Genomic DNA, 22,192 nt, shown 5'->3' on the forward strand with positions numbered 1-22,192 from the left:
CGACCTTTCTTTTGCCAGCGTGTCGCCCACACTGAGCCCCCGTGACGACGAAACTGGAACGTGTTACTACCATCGTTGACGATTGATAGCCTAAACAGCCTGTCCAACGGGCGGACGACAACGTCAGTTCCGCAGGGTGGCATGTCACCTGCGTCACATTCGCGGCAAGGAGAACGGTGACCAGCAACTCGCTCACGTACGACGAGCCGGGCTCGGCCGCGCAACGCGACCGGCGCCGCCGGATCCTCGACGCGACCATCGCCCTCGCCAGCAAGGGCGGGTTCGACGCCGTACAGATGCGCGCGGTGGCCGAGCAGGCCGAGGTCGCCCTCGGCACCCTCTACCGCTACTTCCCGTCGAAGATCCACCTGCTGGTCTCCGCGCTCGGCCGCGAGTTCGAGCGGGTGCTGGCCTCGATGGAGGGCAAGACGGTGCCCGGCGACACGCCGGCCGACCGGGTGATGAACGTGCTCAGCAAGACCACCAAGTCCCTCCAGCGCGACCCGCACCTGACCGAGGCGCTGACTCGCGCGTTCATGTTCGCCGACGCATCGGTGAAGGACGAGATCCACGTCGTTGGCCTGGCGATGACCTCGATGCTCACCGCCGCCATGGACCCCGGCCCCGAGCACGCCCACGAGCCGACAGAGGACGAGATCGCCCTCGCCCGCGTGATCGGCGACGTCTGGCTGGCCGCCCTGGTCGGCTGGGTCACCGGCCGCCAGAGCGCCGAAGAGGTCACCAAGTCGATGGACGTCGCCGTCCGTCTGCTGCTGCGCGACCACTAGCCCGCTGGTTGAGGAGGTCGCTCAACGACCGTTAGCCCGCCGGTTGAGGAGGTCGCGCAGCGACCGTCTCGAAACCAAGGGCACGAAAAGCAGGTGCGCGTTGTCGGCGGACCTGCCTACTCTTGATATCGAAGGCCGCACCGGGCGGCCGCACCTCGACGCGGAAGGACGAGCCATGAGCAGCAGTTGGCACATCGCTCGCACCGCTGCCGAAGCCAAGCTGGCCAAGGCGGCGGACCTCCGCATGCCGTCGTACAGCTATGACTGCCAGTCCTTCGAGCGCGGCCACCGCAACCCGTCCCGGGAGCGGCTCCTGACCTAGTTCTGCATCAAGCGCAGACCAGCAGGCCGCTCGAGGACAGCTCCTCGCAGCGGCCTTCGGCATTTCCAGGGGCTGTGGCGCAACTGGGAGCGCATCCGTCTCCAACACGGAAGGTTGCAGGTTCGAGACCTGCCGCCCCTGCTGGACAACAACTTCATCGTGGAAGGTCCCACGGGCACCGGACCCGCGGACTGGTCGAGAGACCAGCCAGCACAGCGGCACCGGGCTAACGCATCACGCGGCCGTGGGGCAACCTCTCCCGACCCACACCCAGCGATGGGAGTGGGGGCGAACTCAACAGTGGACAGCAAGGCCGACGCGAGGAGCCACCTCGCCTCGGCACAACGCGTCGGTCGCATAGCGGCTATTGCAGCGGGTTGTAGCCCCGCCGCCTTCGGGCATCGCAGGTTCGAGTCCTGCCCGGCGCACCGCTCCCCCGTGGAGCCCAGGAAGAGCCAGCCGACTGGTGGCGGCACCTGTCTTGAAAACAGACTGCCCGCGAGGGCGTGTGGGTTCGACTCCCACCTCTTCCGCTGCGATTCACCTAGCTTCCGCAGAGCAGCCAGGAGTGCTCGCCTCGTTGTCAGCGAGGGGACCGCCGGTTCGAGTCTGGCCGGAAGCGCGTACGCCGGACCTCATGACCTCCCGCGGTACTTGCGCGGTGGCTCAATGCCTCTAGAGCGGAGCCTCTTGCGCACGGCGTTGTCGGAGACACCGAGCATCGCTCCAACAGACCGGTATGACGTAGCACGCAAGAGATCCAGCAAAACTCGATCGTCCAGCCAAGATGTCTGGAACTGTTCGTTGATGCGGTCGATGTTCTCGCGGTGGACCAAGGCGACACACTCCTCGCAGTAGTTGCGGCGCTCGATGATCGGGCCTCCGCAGCGCCGACAATCCTTGGTCTTGGGCAGTGCCATCCGGCGGGCCAGACTTGCGGCTCTTCGCGATGCGATCGTCTTCTGGCCGTGGCAGTTGGGACAAAGGAACTGGAGGTTCTCCAGCCGGTTGTCCAGGCGGTCATCGTTGATGTGATCGACGTGCAGCACGATCTCTTGCCCGAGCCAGTCGGTGAGTCCGCAGGTCGCGCACTTCTCGGGCACACCAGCCTCGACGAGGCATCGCGCGAGTGTCTTTCGGGCGACGCGAGCGCTCTTCGGCGGCAGCGCGACGAGTACGTCGGCGGCCGGACGCTTCACAACCGCGCCGCCGCGTCCGGAGACGGCGAATGGCATGAAGTGCGACGTGTCCAGCCCGAGCCCCTCGATTCGTCGTTTGAGGAGTCGGTGCGAGTCCCCGCTGATCGACATGCCGATCCGGCGAAGCACACCGTGAAATGAATGTGACTCAGCCACCAGGCCCTCCAGGGTCGTGTCTGAGATGTGCTTGGCGATCATTGCAGCCACGATACCCACACCTCTTTTGCGAATTCGATTGTGAGCAACGAGTCGCAGTTTCTATCTCAGACCACGCCTCACCATGCCCCCATCGTCTAGCGGTCAGGACACGACGTTCTCAGCGTCGAGGCCGGAGTTCGACTCTCCGTGGGGGTGCAAAGAAGTGCTCTCGTGGCGGAACTGGCAGACGCCCCGGATTCAAGGCCCGGTGTCCCGAGGGACGTGTGGGTTCGACTCCCACCGAGAGCACCAGGCTCACCTGCCGGAACAAGTAGACGGGCCGCGTTGAGGGCGCGGTGCCCTTCGGGACGTGAGGGTTCGATTCCCCCGGTGAGCACTCAACATTTGGGGACGTGGCCGAACGGTAAGGCACCTGCTTTGCATGCAGACGACTGCGGGTTCGACTCCCGCCCTCTCCACCGGCCGGCACGGCGGCTAACCCGTGCACGCGGATGATGCGCATGTGGACGCGCGCCTGCGCGCCGGGCAGGAGGTAGCTGGTTCGAGGCCGGCCATCCGCTCGCAGTTGATGGACAAGCCCACCTAGCCCAATTGGTAGAGGCGCCGGCCTCAGGTGCCGGAGGTTCAGGGTTCGACTCCCTGGGTGGGTACCAAACGGATATCGCGTAAGGGTCAGCGCCCCTGCTTTGGGGAGCAGGTAGGCGAGGTTCGAGTCCTCGTATCCGGACTGCAAAAACAGACGACCAGAGGCCCAGTCCGGTTTGGGCACCTCGCTGATAACGAGGGAGTCGAAGGTTCAAATCCTTCCTGGTCGACCGACCCGTGGGCGTAATCAGGCAGCGCTCCTGTCTTACAAACAGGTGGTCCAGGTTCGAATCCTGGCGGGTCGACCAAGGGACTGAAGCGTTGCAGGCGGCGCAGCCGGTTGAAGCCCGGCAGGGCGAGGTTCGACTCCTCGCGGTCCCACAGCTCCCTCGTGGAGCGCAATGCTCGATAGCTCAGTAGGCAGAGCGCCCGGTTGTTACCCGGAGGGCCCAGGTTCGAGTCCTGGTCGAGCAGCTGTTCGCGATCACCACGCGACCGATGCCAGGTGCGTTGACGGCTACGCGCCCAGATTCTGACTCTGGGGGACGGAGGTTCGAGCCCTTCCCTGGCAGCTGCGGGTGTCAGGGACGCCATGGGTCTCATAAGCCCGTCGGCCCACGTTCGATTCGTGGCCCCGCAACCAAGGTCGCCGTACGGCGGCCGCATGCACCGTTAGCTCAGTCGGTCAGAGCGGCGTCCTCTTAAGTCGATGGTCCTCGGTTCGAGTCCGAGACGGTGTACCAATCTCGCCTTCGTGGCTCAACTGGAGAGAGCAGCGGGTTTCTACCCCGCCGGTTGCAGGTTCGAGTCCTGCCGAAGGCGCGCTTGTCGTCCGCATCCGACGTCACGGGTGCACTTGCCCTCGTAGCTCAACTGGACAGAGGTCCTGGTTGCGAACCAGGCGGTTGCGCGTTCGAGTCGCGCCGAGGGTGCTGTGACCGTGGTGTAGCGGCTCTGCACGCCAGATTGTGGCTCTGGAGGTGGCGGTTCAACTCCGCCCGGTCACCCCATGCCGGAGTACCTCAGCTGGCTAGAGGGGCCGCCTCGTAAGCGGATTGTCGTCGGTTCGACTCCGACCTTCGGCTCTGGTGCCACCAGAGCACCGCGCAGTACCGGCATGCCTCCAGTCAGCGGACCTGCCACCGACCCTCCGAAGGTTGGTTGCCCGGTTCAACTCCGGGTGGGGGCTCCAGCTCAACCAATGGAGAGGCCAGCCGACAGCCGGCGGCGGCGCTCGCTTGCTAGGCGAGTTGCCCTTCGGGGCGTGCGGGTTCGACCCCCGCCCTCTCCGCGCAGATGCACCAAGGATCCCTTGGCCGAGTGGTTCAGGCAGCGGACTGCAACTCCGCTTACCCCGGTTCGAATCCGGGAGGGATTTCCAGCTTGCTGTCCGCTGTTGAGTACGCCGCCAAGTAGGCCGCTGTCAGCCGCCGAAGGCGTGGGTGGCGGTGACGCCGCCGTCGATCGCGATCTCCGCTCCAGTGACGTAACTGCTCTCGTCACTGGCGAGGTAGACATAGAGCGGCGCGACGTCGCTCGGCTCGCCGGTACGCCGCAGCGGCACCTTGGCGACGGCGACCGCGTCGAGCAGCTCACGGCCGCCGTGCGCCTGGGTCATCGGCGTGTCGATCATGCCGGGATGCACCGAGTTGACCCGGATCCCACGCCTGCCCAGTTCCATCGCGGCGGCCTTGGTCATGCCACGGACGGCGAACTTCGTGCCGACGTACCCGGTGAGCGTGGCCATCCCGCCGAGCCCCTCGGTGGACGAGGTGTTGACGATGGAACCGCCACCGGCAGCCTTCATCGTCGGCACGACGGCGCGCATGCCGAGGAAGACGCCGCGCTGGTTGACCCGGTAGAGCAGGTCGTAATCATCGAGGCTCATCTTCACGATCTCGCCGAAGCGCAGCAGCCCGGCGTTGTTGACCAAGACGGTCACCGGCCCGAACCGCTCGTTGACACCGTCAACGACAGCGGTCCAGGAGTCCTCGTCGCCGACATCGTGGTGCTGGAAGTACGCCGCATCGCCGAGCTCCTTGGCCAGCAGCTCGCCCGGCTCGTCGGCCACGTCGGCGATCACCACCTTCGCGCCCTCGGCCACGAACGCCCGGCAGATTGCCGCGCCCTGCCCCTGCGCGCCGCCGGTCACGATGGCGACCTTGCCGTCCAGTCGGTTCATGTCGGTTCCTTCCATGCCTGTGGTCTCGACAAGCTCGACCAACGAAGTGGGCTCACACGGTCAGCTTCATCACGGAGTCGGCGGCGAAGCTCAGCCCCGGGTCGCGGTCGGCGAAGTAGCCGCCGAGCTGCTTGTCGAGGTCACCGGCCTCCCAGCGGTCCGCGCTGGCGTCGAACCGCTGCTCGACCACGGGTGCGGACAGCAGCGCCACCATCCCGCCGTACACCACGAACACCTGGCCGTTGATGCCGTCGGCCGCGGGTGAGGCGAGGTAGGCGACGAGCGGCGCGACGTGCTCCGGCGAGTACGGGTCGACGGTCTTGCCGGACTCGTCGGCTCCGAAGACCGCCTCGGTCATCGCGGTCCGGGCGCGCGGGCAGATCGCGTTCGCGCGGACGCCGAGCTTGGCCAGGCCGCGCGCGGTGGACAGGGTGAGCGCGGTGATCCCGGCCTTGGCGGCGGCGTAGTTGGCCTGGCCGGGCGAGCCGGTCAGGAACGCCTCGGACGCGGTGTTGACGACCCGGCCGTAGACCGGCGCGCCGGTCTCCTTGGATCGCGCGCGCCAGTGCGCTGCGGCGTTGCGGGACAGCAGGAAGTGGCCGCGCAGGTGCACCTTCAGCACCAGGTCCCACTCCTCGTCGCTGAGGTTGAACAGCATCCGGTCGCGGGTGATGCCGGCGTTGTTGACCACGATGTCGAGCGCGCCGTACTCGTCCAGCGCGGCCGCCACCAACGCGTCGGCGGTAGCCCGCTCCCCCACGTCGCCGGTCACGACCACGGCCTCACCGCCGCGACCGCGGATCTCCTCGGCCGCCTCGTCGGCGGCACCCGGCAGATCGTTGAGTACGACGCGAGCGCCGGCCGCTGCCAGTGCGGTGGCCTCGGCTCGCCCCAGCCCGGCGCCGGCCCCGGTGACGACGGCGACCAGGCCGTCCAGCGACGTGCCGCTCACTCGGCCACGATCGAGATGGCGGACTTCGGGCAGGACGCGACCGCACGCTCGACCGCCTCGCGGTTCTCGTCGGTCACGTTCTCGTCGAGGATCTGCAGGAAGTCGTCGTCGTCGAGCTCGAACGTCTCTGGCGCCAGCGCCTCACACAAGGCGTTGGACTCGCACAGGTCGAAGTCGACTTTCACCTTCATGCCGGTCATGCCGTTGCCTCCTTCTCGTCGGCCTTGTCGTCGCCGCCACCGAAGGCGGCCAGCATCTTCGCGTGGTCCCAGGTGGCGACCTTGTCGGGTGTCACCAGCACGCCGACACGCTTGAGTGCCTGCTTCTGGACCATCGCCGTACCCATCTCGCCGAGCGCGGCCGGGTCATCGGCTCCGACCATCCGCATCGCCACGGCGGTGCCGAGGTCAAGCAGCTCGTCGTGGTCGCGGATCAGCTCGGCCGTGCCGGAGATCGACACGCCTCGCAGCTCGAAGTAGTCGGTGCCGTCCTCGACCAGGCAGCTGATCCGAGGATCGCGCTCGAGGTTGCGGATCTTCTGGGACTTGCCGTAGGTCCAGAACGCGATCTTGCCGTCCCGCATCACGTAGAAGAGCGTGGACAGGTGGGGTGAGCCGTCGGGGTTGACCGTCGCCGCCTGCACCTTGATCAGGCTCTCCAGGAAGTCGGCTACCTCGGCCTCGGTCATCTTGACCGCGTCTCGCTGGCTCATCCGCGTCTAGGTCCCTTCGCTGGAGTGGCCGGGGAAGATGTGCGCGCTCGGGTCGATCGCGACCGCGGCGTTGTTGACGGCGGTCGCGACCTCGCCGAAGCCGACGGCGATCAGCCTGACCTTGCCGGCGTACTCGGTGATGTCACCGGCCGCGAAGACCCGCGGCAGGTTGGTGCGCATCGCGGAGTCGACCACGATGTGCCGCTTCTGCAGCTCCAGACCCCACTCCTGGAGCGCGCTCAGGTCCGCCACGAAGCCGAGAGCGGCGACCAGCGCCTGCGCGTCGCGCATCACGGTCTGCCCGTCGTGGGTGATCTCGACTGCCTCGAGCGTGTCGCCGCCCTTCAGCGCGGTCACCTCGGCCTTCGTGATGATCTCGGTGCTGGAGGCGCGGACCGCGTCGACGGTGCGCTGGTGGGCGCGGAACGCGTCGCGGCGATGTACGAGCGCGACCGACTTCGCGATCGGCTCGAGGTGCAGCGCCCAGTCGAACGCACTGTCGCCGCCGCCGACGATGACCACGTCCTTTCCGACGTACGGGTCGAAGTCGGGGACGAAGAACTCCAGCCCCCGCCCCTGCCAACCGTCACCGGCCGGCAGCGGCCGCGGGCTGAACTTGCCGATGCCGGCGGTGATCAGCACGGCGCCAGCGGTGATCTCGGTGCCGTCGTCGAGCCCGACCGTGACCGAGTCATCGGTGCCGGTCAGCGTGCGCGCGGTGCGGTCCAGGAAGTACGCCGGACTCGCGGTGTCGGCCTGCGCGACCAGACCCGCGACCAGGTCCTTGCCCTTGATGGTCGGGAAGCCGGCGACGTCCAGAATGTGCTTCTCGGGGTACATCGCGGTGATCTGGCCGCCGAGCTCGGGCAGCGAGTCGACCACCGCCACTCGTAGGCCGCGGAAGCCCGCATAGTAGGCACCGAACAGGCCGGTGGGCCCGGCGCCGATGATGAGGAGATCGGTCTCGACTGCGTTCTGAGCTGGGGTCACGCTGTCGATCCTTCCTCTCCGTGCCGGTGCGACTCAACGATTTCCCCAATATAGAACACGTTCTACCGATTTGGGATCGCACTCACCACACGAGACTCAGGACGAGCCCGCCTCATTTGGCCTCGATCTTCTCCACCAGCCAGCGGCCGTCGACGCGGACGATCGTGACCAGCGCGCGGTACGGCGTGTACTTGCTGCCCTTGTCGGGACCGGCCCCCTTGGTCACCAGCTGGTTCAGGAACAGCAGCGCCTCGACCTTGTCCTCGTCGGCCTCCACCACCGACCTCCCGACCACGCCAACCTCCAGGTCCATCTGGTTCTCGCGGTAGTCGTCGGCCAGCGGCTCGGCGGTGTCGAGGTACTCCTTCCGGAAGCCCTCGGTCATCAGCTCGGTCGCCTCGTCCATCTGCTTGTCGTAGTCCTTGTAGCTGGTCGACAAGATGGTGCGAGCGTGGTCGGAGGCCGCCTCGACCGCGGCCCGCTCCTCCAGCTGCGACACCACGACCGGGGTCTCGGACGACACCTTCTGGTCGTCCTGACCCAGCACGTCCGGCGCCCAGATGTAGACCGCCTCGGCGGCGGCCAGCAGGGCCAGCAGCGCGAGTACGACGCCCAGGACGGCCGTCGTCGAGCCGCGGTCGAGGAGGCCGCGCTTGGGAACCTTCGCCGCCTTCGGCGTCTTCCCAGCCTTCGGCGTTTTCGGCTTCCGCAGCTCGAGCGGCGCGGCCGCCTTTGGCTCGGCCGTCGCCTCCTCAGGCGACGTCTCCTCGGTTGGCGTTGTCACGTCGTCCGGCTCGGTGCCGGTCTCGCGGCGCTGGTGTCCCGCGACCTTGCGCGGGCGGACGCCCGGTGTCCGCGAGCCCACCACGGGCCGCTTCGCCTTCCCGCTGTCGTTGCTGCTGTCGTTGGTAGGCATCGCCCTCACCCCACGAACTGAAGGTCGGAGGTCAGCCAGCGGCCCTTGACGCGCTGCAGCTCCAGCTGCAGCCGGAAGTTACGTACGGTCGCGCGGTTGTCGGTCTGCACGTTGGCGACCGTGCCGGACGTCGCGACCAGCACGGTCGCGCTGTCCTGGTCGACGTCGACCACGCCTGCCCAGAGGATCTCGCCGGTCATCACCGACTCGTTCTCCTTGACCAGCTCGACCACCGACGTGGACTCCGAGCGGTACTGCTTGGCGAAGTCGCCGGTCGCACCGTCGGCGACCCGGTCGATGCTCTCCTCGGCCGACCGGTAGTCGATGTTCACGAACGCCTCCGCCTCGGTGCGGGCGGCCTTCAGCACGTCGCCGTACCGCTCCTGCTCGACCCGTTCGTCGGCACGCTCCTGGTACCGCTGCCACGACATCACGCCACCGACCACGCACACGCAGGCCACCACCATCGCCAGCAGGTAGAGCGCCGCGTTCAGGTGGAACAGTCCAAGCTTCGAAGGCGTCACCGAGTCGCCACCGGGCCGACCAGCAGCCACTTCCATGAGTCCCCTCCCAGGATGGACAGGTTGCCCTGATCCCCGAGCCGGACCGACTCGCCGTTCGTGTCGGTCAGGCCGTCGATGATTCCCGAGGTCGGATCATACGACCGCCCGTAGGTCCGACCTGAGGAGTATGCACCGTTTGGTGCCGGAGCGTACTTGCTGCCCCGCATGTTGAACGGCGGGCCGCTCAGGCAGCGCGCCGGATAGTGCGGCCGGTCCGCCACGTCGTCACCCTGGCGCCACTCGCTCGGCGGCAGGTAGCCCTCCCGGCACGGCGCCTGCCCCGAGTCCAGCTGCAGGCTGGTGATGCCCCAGCCGCTCGGTGGCGTGGCCAGGTCGTTGGAGACCAGCCGCGGGAAGGTGACCAGCAGCTGCTCGATCCCGGGCAGGTGCGCGAGCAGCACCTGGTCGACGGTCACGGCGTTCGCGAGCAGCACCGGCAGCGACGGCTCCAGGTCCTTCAGCAGCGCGGTGAGCTCGCCGGACAGCGCGGGCGTGTCGCTCAGGACCGTCCGGAGGTTCTTGTCGCTGGCCCGCAGGGACGCGGTGATCAGCTTGAGGTCGCGGGCCAGGGAGCGGATATTCTCGCTCTCGTCCTGCTGGGTCTGGAGTACGACGAGCGCCTGGTCGAGCAGCGCGATCGTCTCGTCCTGGTTGGCGGAGGCCTCGTCGATGAACTCGGTGCCGCCGTCCAGCAGCTGCTCCAGCGGCCGGCCGGTGTCGCGGAACATGGTGCCGAGCTCCTCGACCACCGTGGCCAGATTCTCCTTGTCCACCGAGTTCACGAACTGGTCGACCTCGACCAGCAGGTCCTCCTCGCTCACCGGCAGCGAGTCGGCGTCGCCGGCCAGGGTCTGGCCGTCACCGAGGTAGGGACCGGACTCGTCCTCGGGCAGGAAGTCGAGGTACTGCTCGCCCACCGCGGACAGGTTGTGGACCTCTATCCGGGCGTCGCGCGGGATCCGCACACCCTCCTCCATCGCCAGGTCGAGCGTGACGCCCTCCTTGGTCGGAGTCATCTTCACGACCTCGCCGACTCCGACCCCGCGGTAGGTGACCTGGCTGCCTTCGTAGAGGCCGCCGGACTCCGGCAGCGTCGCATGGATGGTGTAGCCGCGACCGAGGATCCGGTCCACGATGCCGAGGTACTCGCCGGCGACGTACACGATCCCGACGGCGCTCAGCACCATGAACGCCGCGATCCGGATCCGCACTCCCCTGCTCATGGCGTCGCCTCCCCGCCGTACAGCTGGGACTCAGTAGGCGGCGCGGGGCCCTCACCGGCGAGCGCGCCACGTAGGCCGGGGATCGGCAGCAGCCCGCCGTCGGCGCCGCTGCCCAGCAGGTCGGGCAGGCCACCGATCAGCGGCAGACCACCCAGTCCCTTGCAGATCGGGTTGTCCTTGTGCTGGGGCTTGGCGCACTCGGTCTTCAGCACCTGGAACAGGTTGAGGTTGGTCAGGAACTTCGCGCACTCCGGGCTCAGCAGGTTCAGCGTCGCCAGGCACTTGCCGAGCTCGTCGAGGACCTGTCCCGGCGGCGGCAGCGGCAGCCCGGGCAGGGTGAGGTTCTCGAGGCTGATGTCGAGCTGCATCACCGCGTTGGCGAAGTCGCCCTTGACGACCTCGGCGGTCTCCTTCGGGAACGGGAAGCTGACCATCATCGCCAGTCCGGTCGGGAGGTCATCGCCGACCGCGCTCAGCGAGGCGAGGATCGGCTTCAGGTGGCGCAGCGATTCCAGCAGGTCGTCCTTGCTGGCCGTGATCACCCGCTTGCCGACGACGCCGAGCCGGTCCAGCGAGCGCAGCATCTTCATCAGGTCGGCGTGCTGGTCGGACAGTACGGCGACCGCCCTAGGCATGGTCTCCAGCGCGCCACTGATCGTCTTGCGCTCGGCGTTGAGCGTCCTGGCCAGCCCGTTCAGTGATCGCAGCGCGCCGAGGATGTCGGTCTTCTGGGCGTCGAGGGTGCCGACCACGCTGTCCAGGCTGTTCAGCAGATGCTTGAGCCGGTCGGTCCGGCCGCCCATCACGTCGTTGAGCTCTTCGGTGATGGTGGCGAGCTGGCCGACGCCGCCGCCGCTGAGCAGGAACGAGAGCGCGTTCAGCACCTCCTCCATCTCCGGGTTGCGGCCAGTCGCGGCGAGCGGGATGTTGTCGTTGTCGCCGAGCCGCCCGCGGGCCTGTTCGGTTTCTGGCTTCTCCAGCGCGATGTACTTCTCGCCGAGCAAGCTGGTCTGGCGGATGTCCGCGGTCGCGTTGTCGGGGAGTACGACGTTGTCGCGGACCCGCATCGTCACCCGGGCATGCCAGCCGACCCGCTTGATCTCGGTCACCTCGCCAACCGGTACGTCGTCGACCATCACCGCCGAGCGCGGCACCACGTTGAGCACGTCGGCGAACTCCGCGGTGACGACGTACGACTTGTCCTCGTCGATGCCGCCGGGCAGCGGCAGGTCGTAGGCGTCGAACTCGCAGCCCGACACCAGCAGGGCCAGCGCGACGACACCGGCGGGAAGCGCGCGGCGGAAGGTCCGGGAGATCATCACGAGCCTCCCATCAGCGTGTTCAGCGAGCCGTCTGTCTCGCTGCTGAACTGCTCCTGGGTCTGGTCCGCATCGCGTGCGGTCGGTCCGTCCGCCGGGTCGCCGGACTGTTTGCCGGACGGCTTGCCGGCCTGGTTGATCAGTGGTTCCAGCAGCTGCTTGAACAGCCGGCAGGCGAGCTCGGCGCCGGCCTTCGGCACGTTCGACTGCTTCACCACCGCGCACAGGAACCCGTCGGCGTCGGCGATGTTGCCCTCCAGGCCGAGCCGGGAGCCGACGGTCTTGGTCTGCGCGTTGTAGGCGAGCGCGAGGTTGCCCGCGCCGAGCGGGCCGGCGCGCAGCGTCGTGGCCAGCGCGTCCTTCTCGGTCGCGAGGTTCTTGACAACCCGCGTCAGCTTGGCGATGTCGGTCACCAGCGCCTTGCGGTGGGTCTTGACGAAGGTCTGTACGGTGCCGACCGACTTGGCCACCTCGGCGAGCGCCAGCTCCAGCTCGGTGCGCTCGGTCACCAGCGTCGCCGAAACGCCGGCCAGGTCCTTGAGGAAGGCGCGCACCAGCTTGTCGTTGCCGGCCAGCACCTTGGTGAACTGCGCCAGCTCGCGAACGGTCGCGAAGAGCTCGCCGCTGCCGTTGCCGAACGTGGTCGCCGCCATCGCCAGGTCGCGCACCATCTGGTTGCCGAGCTCACCCTTGCCCTCGAGGTTCTCCGCGCCGGCGCGGAGCACGTTGTCGAGGGTGCCGTCCTTGTTGACGCCGTTCGGGCCGAGCGCCACCGACAGGTCGCGCAGGCTGGCGTAGATCCGGTCCAGCTCGACGGGTACGCCGGTGTCGGGCAGCGCGATGTCGGCACCGTCGGCCATAGCCCGGTCGCCCTTGCGGAAGACCGGGGTGAGCTGGATGAAGCGGTCGGCGACCAGGGTCGGGGTGACGATGACGGCCTTCGCGTCGGCGGGGACCTGGTACTTCGCGTCGTACTCCATCTCGACCCGGACCGAGTTGCCCTCCGGCACGACCGCGGTCACCTCGCCGACGTTGACGCCGAGGATCCGGACGTCGGTGCCCACGAAGATGCTGACCGCGCGCGGGAAGTGGGCGGTGACGGTACGCCGCTCGGCCTCGCCACGGATCAGCAGTAGCGAGGCGAGCAGGGCCGCCAGCAGCACCACCGCGACCACCCGGACGTTCAGCACGCGGCTCATCAGAGATCACCCGGCCCAGGAAGGAACTCGCCGGTCGGGATGCTCGCGAGGTTGACGACGTACACGTCGAACCAGGGCCCGGTGCCAATGACGTTGCTCAGGATGCTGGCGTAGGGGCCGGCGTTGTGGATCAGTGCCTTGACCTGCTTCTCCTTGCGGACCAGCAGCGAGGTCAGCTCGTCGACCTCCTTGAGGGCGGGCCCGATCTCCTTCTGGTTGTCGGTCGCCACCCCGCGCAGCTCCCTGGACAGCGAGCGCGCGCCGACCAGCAGCCGGTGGATGGCCTGCTTGCGCTTGCGCAGCTCCTGGAAGACCAGGTCGCCGTCCTTCATCAGCTTCACGATGTCCTTGCTGCGCGCGGACAGGATCTTGCTGACCGTGTGCAAGCTCTTCAGCAGCGTCTGCAGCTCCTGGTCGCGGCTGGCAATGGTCCGCGACAGCCGGGAGATGCCGCGGAAGCTCTCCTGGATCTCCGGCCCGGAGGCGTCGAGCGTCTCGCCGATCGCGGTCAGCGCCTGCTGCAGCTGCTGAGTGTCGATCCGCTCGGTGGTGGTGGCCAGGTCGCCGAGCACGCCGACGATGTCGTACGCCGACTCGGTGCGCGCCAGCGGGATCACGTCGTCGCTGGCCTGCTGGCCGGGACCGTCCGGCTCCAGCTTGAGGTACTTCTCACCGAGCAGGTTGAGCACCTCCACCGACGCCTTGGTCTCGGTCCCGAACTCGACGTCGTTGTCGACCTCGAACGAGACCAGCACCCGGTCCCCGGTGAGCTCGACGCTCTTGACCCGGCCGGATCGGATGCCGCCGACCTGGACCATGTTGCCCTTGTGCAGGCCGCTCGCGTCGGCCAGCTCGGCGGTGTACGTCGTACCGGCCAGGCCCGGCATCTTCGACAGGTTGAACGACGCGGCCAGCGCCAGCAGCATCACGACCAGCGTGATCGCGCCGAGGCGCAGGATCCGGGCTTCACTCTCGCGACGGGCCATCAGTTGCACCTCGCTGCGGTGGAGTGGAACGAGAAGTTGTTGAGCTGCTCCTGGAGCTCGCGCAGGCCGGGCAGGTCGCTGATGATCGGCAGCCGGATCTTCCCCTTGAAGCCGCAGAGGTAGTAGTTGTACCAAGACCCGTAGGTGCCGGTCCGGGTCTGGTCGCTGAAGGACTCGGGCACCTTGTCCAGCAGCAGCTCGACCGCCTTCGCGTTCTCCGGCTTGTTGAGCAGCTGGGCCAGCTTGCGCAGCTCGACGATGTCGTCCTTCAGCAGCGGCCTGCCCTCGACCAGGAGGTCGGCGACGACCGTGGTCAGGTCGCCCAGGCTCTCGATCGACGAGCCGATGGACAGCCGGTCCTGGGACAGGTGCGTCATCCAGCCCTTGAGCTCGATGATGAGCGAGTCGAACTCCTTGTGGTGGCTGTGCACGGTCTCCAGCGTCTTGCTGAGGTTGGTGATCACCTCGCCGATCAGCTCGTCGTTGTCGGCCAGGGTGTTGGTCAGCGAGGCGGTCTTGGACAGCAGGCTCTTGACCGTGCCGCCCTCGCCCTGCAGCACCTGGACCAGGTTCAGGCTGAGCTCGTTGACCTGCGTCGGGTTGAGGGCCTGGAACAGCGGCTGGAAGCCGTTGAAGAGCACGGTCAGGTCGAGCGCGGGACTGGTGCGCTCGACCGGGATGGTGTCGCCGTCGGCCAGGGTCGGTGCCGCCTTGTCGGCGCCGGCCTCCAGCGCGAGGTAGCGGTCACCGACCAGGTTCAGGAAGCGGATCTCGGCGCGCGACGCATCGGTCAGCGGTACGCCGTCCTCGACGTGGAAGGTGACCATCGCCTGCCCGCGCTCGTGGTGCTCGACCTTCTTGACCTCGCCGACCGCGACGCCGGCGACCCGGACGTCGTCGCCCTTCTGAAGCATGCTCGCGCTGGTGAACACCGCCTTGTAGTCGGAGCCGGCGCCGAAGCTGAAGTTGCCCATGATCGAGGCCAGCGCGCCGGTGACCACGATCGAGGCCAGCGTGAAGATGCCGAGCTTGACCGCTGCGGCGGTGGTGACGCGGTTGCGACGGTCGTTAAGGATCACTTCGCCCCCCTCACCAGTGGGCCGTAGAGCAGGGCCGGCAGCGATCCGTAGCTGTCCGCCGGCCGGCCGGTCTCGGCGGCGAGCAGTGCGTTGAGCAGCTCCTGCTCCGCCTCAGTGCCGGCCGAGCCGCTGGTCGGGTTCGCGCCGTACGGCGTGGCTGCGCGTGGCAGCGGCAGCCCCGGGATCGGGCTGGTGGGCGGGTTGCCGTCGATGTCGGTGCCGTCGGCCAGGTCGCGGTCGCCGATCAGGCCGCCCGGGTTCGGCAGCCCGATGCACCACGGGCCGTGCCCGATCTCGCCGTACTCAGGGGCGTCGGCGGCGGTGTAGGCCTTGTACTGCGGCGTGAACAACCGCACCTCCTGGTGGATGACGCCGCCGCGGAAGATGTCCTTCAGCTTCTCCGACTGGATCGCCAGGCCCTTGAGCAGGCACGGGTTCTGCGGGGAGTACGTCGCGAGCAGCTGCAGCACCGGCTCGGTCACCTGGCCGACCCGGATCAGGTTCTGCTCGTTGTCGGCGAGGATCCGGGTGGAGACGCTGGACAGCCCGGTGAGGTCGTCGAAGAAGACGCCGAGCTTCTCCTTGCTGGCGATCACGGTCCGGCTGGTCACCGTCGCGTTCTTCAGCACGCTCATCAGGTCGGGCGCGGCGAGGTCGTAGGTCTGGGCGACCTGCGCCAGCAGCCGGATGTCCTTGCGGAAGGTCGGCAGGTGGTCGTCGATGGCGCCGAGGTAGCTGTCGAGCTTGTCCAGGGACTCACCGATCCGCTCACCCCGGCCGCCGAGCGCGGTGGCGAGCGCGTTCAGGGTGGCGTTGAGGTCAGCCGGCCGGACCGCCCGCAGCAGCGGGAACAGGTCCGCGAGGATCCTGTTCAGCTCGACGTTGGTTCGCACCCGGTCGGACGGGATCACGTCGCCGTCCGCGATCGCATCCTTGGCCGGGTTCTCCGGGCGCAGCAACGCGATGTACTTCTGGCCGAACAGGGTGGTCGGCAGGATCTCGACCTTCACGTTGGCCGGGATCTCGCGGGCGGCCTCGGGGCGCAGGCCGATCTTGATCGACGCCTCCTTGCCGTCCTGGTCGATCTCACGGACCTGGCCGACGAGCGCACCGTTGAGCCGGACGTCGCCGAACTTGGCCAGCTGGAGGCCGGCCCGGTCGGCCTTGATCGTCACCATGGTGACCGGCTCGAAGACCTTCTGGTACATCGCGATCGACAGGCTGATCAGCAGCGCGATCGTGAGCAGGAAGGCGATCCCGGCGACCACCAGCCGCCGGTGCTCCTGCGGGGAGTCGTGATGAATGTTGACCAGCATCGTCGCGTCACCTCACCCGGTGATCCGGACAGTGGTCGACGAGCCCCAGATCGCGAAGCTCAGGAAGAAGTCGGCCACCACGACGGTCACGATCGAGGTCCGGATCGCGCGGCCGACGGCCATGCCGACCCCGGCGGGTCCGCCGGACGCCGTATAGCCGTAGTAGCAGTGGATCAGGATCACCGCGACCGCGAGGAACAGCAGCTTGCCGAACGACCACAGCATGTCGACCGGCGGCAGGAACTGGATGAAGTAGTGGTCGTAGGTGCCGGCCGACTGGCCGTAGATGAGGGTGACGATCAGCCGCGGCGAGAGGTACGACGCGAACAGCGCCACGATGTAGAGCGGTATCACCGCGATGAACGCCGCGATCATCCGGGTGGTGACCAGGAACGGCAGTGAGGGCACCGCCATCACCTCCAGCGCGTCGATCTCCTCCGAGATCCGCATCGCGCCGAGGCGGGCGGTGTAGCCGCAGCCCACCGTCGCGGCCAGCGCGATCGAGGAGACCAGCGGCGCCACCTCGCGGGTGTTGAAGTACGCCGAGATGAAGGCGCTGAACTTCGCGACCCCGATCTGGCTCAGCGAGGCGTAGCCCTGCAGGCCGACCTCGGTGCCGGCGAAGAAGGCGAGGAAGGCGATCACGCCGACCGTCCCGGCGATCACCGTCAGGCCGCCGGCACCGAAGGTGACCTCGGCCAGGGTGTTGATGATCTCGCGGGGGTAGCGACGGATCGCGCGCGGCGTCCAGGCGAGTGCCTTGACGTAGAACAACAGCTGGTCGCCGTACTGCTCCAGCGAGTCGCGCCGCCCCTTGACGAAGGCGGACCCTGCTTCGGAGATGCTCGCCATCACAGACCTGCCGGGGGGACGACCTGGAAGTACACCGCGGTGATGATCGTGTTGATGAAGAACAGCAGCATGAACGCGATGATCACCGACTCGTTGACGGCTCGGCCGACACCGCTCGGTCCGCCGCCCGCGGTAAGGCCCTTGTAGGCGCCGACGATCGCCGCCAGCCAGCCGAAGATCACGGCTTTGATCATCGCGATGTAGAGGTCGGGCAGGCTGGCCAGAGTCGTGAACGACGACAGGAAGGCGCCCGCCGAGCCGCCTTGGATGATCACGGTGAAGAAGTAGCCGCCGCCGATGCCTGCGGCGATCACCAGCCCGTTGATCATCACCGACACGAACATCGTGGCCACCACGCGCGGTGCGACCAGCCGGGCCAGCGGGTCGACGCCGAGCACCTCCATGGCGTCGATCTCCTCGCGGATCTTCCGCGATCCCATGTCGGAGCAGATGGCGGAGCCGGCGGCGCCGGCGATGATCAGGGCGGCGGCGATCGGCGCGGCCTCGCGGACCACGGCCAGTACGGCGGTGGCGCCGGCGAACGACTGGGCGCCGAGCTGGCCGGTGAGGTTCGCGACCTGGAGCGAGATCACCGCGCCGAACGGGATCGAGACCAGGATCGTCGGCATCAGCGTGACGCTGGTGATGAACCAGGCCTGCTCGATGAACTCGCGGGTCTGGAACGGCGTGGTGAAGATGCGCTTGGTCACCTCGATGACCATCGACGCCAGCTCCCCGGGTCCCCTCAGCACCGAGACAGCCGAGAACGCCATCGCACCTCCCTCTCCACTTCGTGCGCCCCGAGGGGCGCCTCATGTGACCGAGGCGCCGACGCTACTAGAACATGTTCTCACTTTGGAAGGGACCAACGACTGTGACCCGGTCAGGTCACGCTGTACCTGTGGCCCAGTGAATACGATGGCCGTCGTGAGTGTGCCCGAGATCTGGCAGCAGTTCGAGCGCGACCCGCGCGCATCCGAGTACGCCGGCCTCCGCGCGTCGGACCGCGACCGTGACGTCGTACTCCAGATCCTCGGCGAGGCGTACGCCGACGGCCGGCTGGATCGCGCCGAGCTGGACGAGCGGACCGACGCGGTGCACCGGATCCGCACCCTCGGCGAGCTGCCCGAACTGGTCGCGGATCTGGTCCCACAGAGCGCCACCCGCGCGGTCGTGGCCGTGAGCGGGACCGCGTTCGAGCGCAAGATCAAGGCGCGGTACGACCGTGAGCGGCGGGACGCGCTGTGGGCTTTCCTGTCGGCCTCGACGATCTGCTGGGTGATCTGGATCGCGACCGGCATGAACGGCCACCCCTGGCCGATCTGGGTGATGCTCGGTACCGGCCTCAACATCGGCCGGGTGCTGGTCAAGCGCCAGGACATCATGGAGAGCGAGCGGCAGCGGCTCGAGAAGCAGGCCAGCCGCCGTGAACGACGCGAGCTCCGCGAGCAGCAGCGCCGCGACGAGCTGCCATCCTCGCAGGACGGCGACAGCAGCAAGGACCCAGAGACGCCCTGACGCCGACCCGGCCCGTCTTCACGCCCTACGCCCCTGACCCGGCCCGTCTTCACGCCTCACACCGCTGACCCGGCCCGTCTTCACGCCTCACACCGCTGACCCGGCCCGTCTTCACGCCTCACACCGCTGACCCGGCCCGTCTTCACGCCTCACACCGCTGACCCGGCCCGTCTTCACGCCTCACACCGCTGACCCGGCCCGTCTTCACGCCGTACACCGCTGACCCGGCCCGTCTTCACGCTCTACGCAGGTGACCCGGTTTGTCGTCGACGCATAGCTCGTCGACACGGGCCGGGTCAGCGCGTATGCACGTGGACACGGGCCGGGTCAGTGCGTATGTAAGTCGACACGAGCCGGGTCAGCGCGTGTGTACGTCGACACCGGCCGGGTCGCTTCTAGGTGTCCCAGCCGTCGGGGCGGTGCTTCTTGGGGAGCTTGCTAACCACGAGTCGGTAGGACTCGTCGACCGCCTCCAGCAGCTCGTCGTCGGGGATCGAGCCGCCGAAGGCGAGGTCGTTCCAGCCGGAACGGCCGATGTAGGCCATCACGGACGCGTCGTCTGGGAAGCGGTGGAGCCACTCATCGGCCACCTCGCGCGTCGCTCCTGCCTTCACACCGACCCCGCTGCGGCTGAGGAACGCGAAGATCTTCGCTCGCTCGCCCTCGCCGACCTTGACCACCGGGTATTCGTGCTCCCACGGGTTGTCTGACCAGCCACCCGGCTTGGCCAGGCAGTGGGCCTGCATCCGCTCGACGTCCATGACCGGAAACGCTAGTCGAGGCAGAACTCGTTGCCCTCGGGGTCCTCCAGCCAGATGTGGCCGGCGGTGAACTGGTCCGGCTCGAACCGCCGTACTCGGGTGGCGCCCAGGGCGACGAGGCGCTCGGCCTCGATCTCGAGCGCGGCCATCCGCTCCTCGCCCGTCAGGCCCGGCGCCGCGCGGACATCGAGGTGGACCCGGTTCTTCGCGGCCTTGCCCTCCGGGACTCGCTGGAAGAACAGGCGCGGGCCGGCGCCGGCGGGGTCGGAGACGGCCGAGCGGGAGTTGTGCTCGGACTCGGGCACGCCCCACGCGGTGAGCGCCTCCACCCAGCTGTCGAAGCCGGGCGGCGGCGGGTCCAGCTCGTAGCGGAGCACGTCCGCCCAGAACGCCGACAGCGCGGCCGGGTCCCCGCAGTCGAAGGTCACCTGAACTTCGCGGGCGTCACTCACTTCGTCGCCTCCAGCATCTGGCGGAGCTCCTTCTTGAGCTCGGAGATCTCGTCACGAATCCGGGCGGCGACCTCGAACTGCAGCTCGGCCGCCGCGTTGTGCATCTGCTCGGTGAGCTCGCGGACCAGCTCGGCGAGGTCGGAGGTCGGCAGGCCGGCGGTGTCGGGCTGGCTCTCCTTGAGCTTCGACAGTCCGGGAACCGGCGCCTTCTTGGTCTTCGGATCCATGTGCTGCCAGGTCTGGAGCAGCTCCTCGGTGTTCTTGTCCTCACGGGCCAGCATCTCGGTGATGTCGGCGATCTTCTTGCGCAGCGGCTGCGGGTCGATGCCGCGCTCGGTGTTGTAGGCGACCTGCTTGGCCCGGCGCCGGTTGGTCTCGTCGATCGCCGACTCCATCGACGGCGTGATCTTGTCGGCGTACATGAACACCTGGCCCGACACGTTGCGGGCGGCGCGGCCGATGGTCTGGATCAGCGACTTGTCGGAGCGCAGGAAGCCCTCCTTGTCGGCGTCCAGGATCGCGACCAGCGATACCTCGGGGAGGTCGAGACCCTCGCGGAGCAGGTTGATGCCGACCAGGACGTCGTACTCCCCCAGCCGCAGCTCCTTCAGCAGCTCGATCCGGCGCAGCGTGTCGACCTCGCTGTGGAGGTAGCGGGTGCGGATGCCGGCGTCGAGGAGGTAGTCGGTGAGGTCCTCGGACATCTTCTTGGTCAGAGTGGTCACCAGGACCCGCTCGTTGCGCTCGACCCGGGTGTTGATCTCGTGGATCAGGTCGTCGATCTGGCCCTTGGTCGGCTTGACGATCACCTCGGGGTCGACCAGGCCGGTCGGCCGGATGATCTGCTCGACCACGTCGCCACCGACCTTGTCGAGCTCGTAGTTGCCGGGGGTCGCCGACAGGTAGATCGTCTGCCCGATCCGGTCCAGGAACTCCTCCCAGCGCAGTGGCCGGTTGTCCATCGCGCTCGGCAGCCGGAAGCCGTGGTCGACCAGGTTGCGCTTGCGGGACATGTCGCCTTCGTACATCCCGCCGACCTGCGGGACCGCGACGTGCGACTCGTCGACGACCAGCACGAAGTCCTCGGGGAAGTAGTCGAGCAGACAGTTCGGCGCGCTCCCCCGGGACCGGCCGTCGATGTGCATCGAGTAGTTCTCGATGCCCGAGCAGGTGCCGATCTGGCGCATCATCTCAATGTCGTACGTCGTCCGCATCCGCAGTCGCTGCGCCTCCAGCAGCTTGCCCTGCCGCTCGAACGTGGCCAGCTGGTCGACGAGCTCGGTCTCAATCCCGCGGATCGCCCGCTCCATCCGCTCCGGGCCGGCGACGTAGTGGCTGGCCGGGAAGATATAGAGCTCGGCGTCGTCGGTGACCACCTCCCCGGTGATCGGGTGCAGCGTCATCAGCCGCTCGATCTCGTCGCCGAAGAACTCCACCCGGATCGCGAGCTCCTCGTAGACCGGGAAGATCTCCAAGGTGTCGCCGCGGACCCGGAAGGTCCCGCGGGTGAAGGTCATGTCGTTGCGGGTGTACTGGATCTCGACCAGCCGGCGCAGCAGCGAGTCGCGGTCGCGCTCCTCCCCCACCTTCAGCCGGACCATCCGGTCGACGTACTCCTGCGGGGTGCCGAGGCCGTAGATGCACGACACCGTCGAGACCACGATCGTGTCTCGCCGGGTCAGCAGCGAGTTGGTGGCCGAGAACCGCAGCCGCTCGACCTCCTCGTTGATCGAGGAGTCCTTCTCGATGTAGGTGTCGGTCTGCGGGACGTAGGCCTCGGGTTGGTAGTAGTCGTAGTAGGAGACGAAGTACTCGACCGCGTTGTTGGGAAACAGCTGCCGCAGCTCATTGGCGAACTGCGCGGCCAGCGTCTTGTTGGGCTGCAGCACCAGCACCGGCCGCTGCAGCCGCTCCGCGACCCAGGCGACCGTGGCGGTCTTGCCGGTGCCGGTCGCGCCGAGGAGCACGACGTCCTCGACGCCGCCCTTGATCCGGGAGGTGATCTCGTCGATCGCCGCCGGCTGGTCGCCCGACGGCTGGTAGTCCGAGACCACCTCGAACGGCGCCACCCGGCGCTCGATGTCGGTCACTGGTCGCATGGCGACGAGCCTACGACCCA

22 protein-coding genes and 21 tRNA genes are annotated in these 22,192 nt (G+C 67.9%); 24 read left to right on the plus strand and 19 right to left on the minus strand.

Annotation, left to right across the window (positions count from 1 at the left end; translation table 11 throughout):
• Positions 1–176: 176 nt before the first annotated feature.
• From DDV73_RS05205 to DDV73_RS27720, 6 genes are all read left to right on the plus strand, one after another.
• The gene (locus tag DDV73_RS05205) at positions 177–788 is read left to right on the plus strand and encodes a TetR family transcriptional regulator (RefSeq protein WP_109506188.1); all 612 of its coding nucleotides are present in this window, start codon (positions 177–179) and stop codon (positions 786–788) included.
• A 175-nt stretch (positions 789–963) separates the two neighbouring features.
• Entirely contained in the window at positions 964–1,110 is a 147-nt protein-coding gene (locus DDV73_RS27710) for a hypothetical protein (RefSeq protein ID WP_154402616.1), read from the plus strand.
• 67 nt (positions 1,111–1,177) lie between these two features.
• Positions 1,178–1,251, plus strand: a tRNA-Trp gene (locus tag DDV73_RS05210).
• Positions 1,252–1,456: 205 nt separating this feature from the next.
• Positions 1,457–1,538, plus strand: a tRNA-Tyr gene (locus DDV73_RS05215).
• A gap of 20 nt (positions 1,539–1,558) precedes the next feature.
• Positions 1,559–1,643: transfer RNA gene (locus DDV73_RS27715), tRNA-Ser, on the plus strand.
• 14 nt (positions 1,644–1,657) lie between these two features.
• A tRNA-Asp gene (locus DDV73_RS27720) sits at positions 1,658–1,732 on the plus strand.
• 13 nt (positions 1,733–1,745) lie between these two features.
• Here DDV73_RS27720 and DDV73_RS05220 read toward each other — a convergent pair.
• A complete protein-coding gene (locus tag DDV73_RS05220; protein WP_109506189.1) occupies positions 1,746–2,507 on the minus strand; it encodes an HNH endonuclease signature motif containing protein in 762 nt (253 codons plus the stop codon).
• 84 nt (positions 2,508–2,591) lie between these two features.
• Here DDV73_RS05220 and DDV73_RS05225 point away from each other — a divergent pair.
• From DDV73_RS05225 to DDV73_RS05295, 17 genes are all read left to right on the plus strand, one after another.
• Positions 2,592–2,663, plus strand: a tRNA-Glu gene (locus DDV73_RS05225).
• Between the two features lie 9 nt (positions 2,664–2,672).
• Positions 2,673–2,759, plus strand: a tRNA-Leu gene (locus DDV73_RS05230).
• Positions 2,760–2,854: 95 nt separating this feature from the next.
• A tRNA-Ala gene (locus tag DDV73_RS05235) sits at positions 2,855–2,926 on the plus strand.
• A 118-nt stretch (positions 2,927–3,044) separates the two neighbouring features.
• Positions 3,045–3,121, plus strand: a tRNA-Leu gene (locus DDV73_RS05240).
• A 1-nt stretch (position 3,122) separates the two neighbouring features.
• Positions 3,123–3,195: transfer RNA gene (locus DDV73_RS05245), tRNA-Pro, on the plus strand.
• Between the two features lie 13 nt (positions 3,196–3,208).
• Positions 3,209–3,283, plus strand: a tRNA-Ile gene (locus DDV73_RS05250).
• A 1-nt stretch (position 3,284) separates the two neighbouring features.
• A tRNA-Val gene (locus DDV73_RS05255) sits at positions 3,285–3,361 on the plus strand.
• A gap of 1 nt (position 3,362) precedes the next feature.
• Positions 3,363–3,434: transfer RNA gene (locus tag DDV73_RS05260), tRNA-Phe, on the plus strand.
• A gap of 21 nt (positions 3,435–3,455) precedes the next feature.
• Positions 3,456–3,527, plus strand: a tRNA-Asn gene (locus DDV73_RS05265).
• 25 nt (positions 3,528–3,552) lie between these two features.
• Positions 3,553–3,625: transfer RNA gene (locus tag DDV73_RS27725), tRNA-Gln, on the plus strand.
• Between the two features lie 94 nt (positions 3,626–3,719).
• A tRNA-Lys gene (locus DDV73_RS05270) sits at positions 3,720–3,796 on the plus strand.
• A gap of 5 nt (positions 3,797–3,801) precedes the next feature.
• Positions 3,802–3,875 (plus strand) — tRNA-Arg (locus tag DDV73_RS05275).
• 36 nt (positions 3,876–3,911) lie between these two features.
• Positions 3,912–3,985: transfer RNA gene (locus DDV73_RS05280), tRNA-Arg, on the plus strand.
• A 2-nt stretch (positions 3,986–3,987) separates the two neighbouring features.
• Positions 3,988–4,063 (plus strand) — tRNA-His (locus tag DDV73_RS05285).
• Between the two features lies 1 nt (position 4,064).
• Positions 4,065–4,138 (plus strand) — tRNA-Thr (locus DDV73_RS05290).
• Between the two features lie 118 nt (positions 4,139–4,256).
• A tRNA-Ser gene (locus tag DDV73_RS27730) sits at positions 4,257–4,344 on the plus strand.
• 15 nt (positions 4,345–4,359) lie between these two features.
• A tRNA-Cys gene (locus DDV73_RS05295) sits at positions 4,360–4,434 on the plus strand.
• 42 nt (positions 4,435–4,476) lie between these two features.
• Here DDV73_RS05295 and DDV73_RS05300 read toward each other — a convergent pair.
• The 15 genes from DDV73_RS05300 to DDV73_RS05370 all read right to left on the minus strand — a co-directional run bounded on the left by DDV73_RS05300 (position 4,477) and on the right by DDV73_RS05370 (position 18,115).
• The gene (locus DDV73_RS05300; protein ID WP_109506190.1) at positions 4,477–5,235 is read right to left on the minus strand and encodes a glucose 1-dehydrogenase; all 759 of its coding nucleotides are present in this window, start codon (positions 5,233–5,235) and stop codon (positions 4,477–4,479) included.
• A 52-nt stretch (positions 5,236–5,287) separates the two neighbouring features.
• Positions 5,288–6,187 carry a 3-oxoacyl-ACP reductase gene (locus DDV73_RS05305; RefSeq protein ID WP_109506191.1) on the minus strand — a complete coding sequence of 300 codons (900 nt, stop codon included), beginning with the start codon at positions 6,185–6,187 and terminating at the stop codon, positions 5,288–5,290.
• A complete protein-coding gene (locus DDV73_RS05310; protein WP_240617132.1) occupies positions 6,184–6,387 on the minus strand; it encodes a ferredoxin in 204 nt (67 codons plus the stop codon). The genes DDV73_RS05305 and DDV73_RS05310 overlap by 4 nt, the downstream gene beginning before the upstream one ends.
• Positions 6,384–6,899, minus strand: coding sequence for a pyridoxamine 5'-phosphate oxidase family protein (locus DDV73_RS05315; protein WP_109506192.1), 516 nt, complete (start codon positions 6,897–6,899; stop codon positions 6,384–6,386). Before DDV73_RS05315 ends, DDV73_RS05310 begins: the two co-directional genes overlap by 4 nt.
• Before the next feature lie 6 nt (positions 6,900–6,905).
• Positions 6,906–7,889, minus strand: a complete 984-nt coding sequence (locus DDV73_RS05320; RefSeq protein ID WP_206050721.1) for an NAD(P)/FAD-dependent oxidoreductase — start codon at positions 7,887–7,889, stop codon at positions 6,906–6,908.
• A gap of 112 nt (positions 7,890–8,001) precedes the next feature.
• The gene (locus tag DDV73_RS05325) at positions 8,002–8,805 is read right to left on the minus strand and encodes a hypothetical protein (protein ID WP_109506194.1); all 804 of its coding nucleotides are present in this window, start codon (positions 8,803–8,805) and stop codon (positions 8,002–8,004) included.
• Positions 8,806–8,810: 5 nt separating this feature from the next.
• Positions 8,811–9,329, minus strand: a complete 519-nt coding sequence (locus tag DDV73_RS05330; RefSeq protein WP_109506195.1) for a hypothetical protein — start codon at positions 9,327–9,329, stop codon at positions 8,811–8,813.
• Positions 9,326–10,591 carry an MCE family protein gene (locus DDV73_RS05335; protein WP_109506196.1) on the minus strand — a complete coding sequence of 422 codons (1,266 nt, stop codon included), beginning with the start codon at positions 10,589–10,591 and terminating at the stop codon, positions 9,326–9,328. Before DDV73_RS05335 ends, DDV73_RS05330 begins: the two co-directional genes overlap by 4 nt.
• Entirely contained in the window at positions 10,588–11,910 is a 1,323-nt protein-coding gene (locus tag DDV73_RS05340; RefSeq protein WP_109506197.1) for an MCE family protein, read from the minus strand. The genes DDV73_RS05335 and DDV73_RS05340 overlap by 4 nt, the downstream gene beginning before the upstream one ends.
• Positions 11,910–13,109, minus strand: a complete 1,200-nt coding sequence (locus DDV73_RS05345; protein ID WP_109506198.1) for an MCE family protein — start codon at positions 13,107–13,109, stop codon at positions 11,910–11,912. The genes DDV73_RS05340 and DDV73_RS05345 overlap by 1 nt, the downstream gene beginning before the upstream one ends.
• Complete coding sequence (locus DDV73_RS05350) at positions 13,109–14,095, minus strand: MCE family protein (protein WP_109506199.1); 987 nt, start codon at positions 14,093–14,095, stop codon at positions 13,109–13,111. The genes DDV73_RS05345 and DDV73_RS05350 overlap by 1 nt, the downstream gene beginning before the upstream one ends.
• Positions 14,095–15,174 carry an MCE family protein gene (locus tag DDV73_RS05355; RefSeq protein ID WP_240617133.1) on the minus strand — a complete coding sequence of 360 codons (1,080 nt, stop codon included), beginning with the start codon at positions 15,172–15,174 and terminating at the stop codon, positions 14,095–14,097. Before DDV73_RS05355 ends, DDV73_RS05350 begins: the two co-directional genes overlap by 1 nt.
• Positions 15,171–16,490, minus strand: coding sequence for an MCE family protein (locus DDV73_RS05360; protein ID WP_109506200.1), 1,320 nt, complete (start codon positions 16,488–16,490; stop codon positions 15,171–15,173). The genes DDV73_RS05355 and DDV73_RS05360 overlap by 4 nt, the downstream gene beginning before the upstream one ends.
• 12 nt (positions 16,491–16,502) lie before the next feature.
• Positions 16,503–17,342, minus strand: a complete 840-nt coding sequence (locus DDV73_RS05365) for an MlaE family ABC transporter permease (RefSeq protein WP_109506201.1) — start codon at positions 17,340–17,342, stop codon at positions 16,503–16,505.
• Positions 17,342–18,115 carry an MlaE family ABC transporter permease gene (locus DDV73_RS05370; protein WP_109506202.1) on the minus strand — a complete coding sequence of 258 codons (774 nt, stop codon included), beginning with the start codon at positions 18,113–18,115 and terminating at the stop codon, positions 17,342–17,344. The genes DDV73_RS05365 and DDV73_RS05370 overlap by 1 nt, the downstream gene beginning before the upstream one ends.
• 154 nt (positions 18,116–18,269) lie before the next feature.
• On the opposite strand from DDV73_RS05370, the gene DDV73_RS05375 reads away from it, so the two are divergent.
• A complete protein-coding gene (locus DDV73_RS05375) occupies positions 18,270–18,860 on the plus strand; it encodes a DUF1707 SHOCT-like domain-containing protein (protein ID WP_206050722.1) in 591 nt (196 codons plus the stop codon).
• A gap of 395 nt (positions 18,861–19,255) precedes the next feature.
• On the opposite strand, the gene DDV73_RS05380 is transcribed toward DDV73_RS05375, so the two are convergent.
• The 3 genes from DDV73_RS05380 to uvrB are packed head-to-tail and all read right to left on the minus strand — an operon-like array spanning position 19,256 to position 22,172.
• Positions 19,256–19,621, minus strand: coding sequence for an MmcQ/YjbR family DNA-binding protein (locus tag DDV73_RS05380; protein ID WP_109506204.1), 366 nt, complete (start codon positions 19,619–19,621; stop codon positions 19,256–19,258).
• 11 nt (positions 19,622–19,632) lie between these two features.
• Positions 19,633–20,073 carry a VOC family protein gene (locus DDV73_RS05385; RefSeq protein WP_109506205.1) on the minus strand — a complete coding sequence of 147 codons (441 nt, stop codon included), beginning with the start codon at positions 20,071–20,073 and terminating at the stop codon, positions 19,633–19,635.
• On the minus strand, positions 20,070–22,172 hold the full coding sequence (gene uvrB / locus DDV73_RS05390; protein ID WP_109506206.1) for an excinuclease ABC subunit UvrB: 2,103 nt from the start codon (positions 22,170–22,172) through the stop codon (positions 20,070–20,072). The genes DDV73_RS05385 and uvrB overlap by 4 nt, the downstream gene beginning before the upstream one ends.
• Positions 22,173–22,192 lie beyond the last annotated feature (20 nt).

The sequence above is a fragment of the Nocardioides speluncae genome, from assembly GCF_003121585.1.
GTDB lineage: Bacteria > Actinomycetota > Actinomycetes > Propionibacteriales > Nocardioidaceae > Nocardioides > Nocardioides speluncae.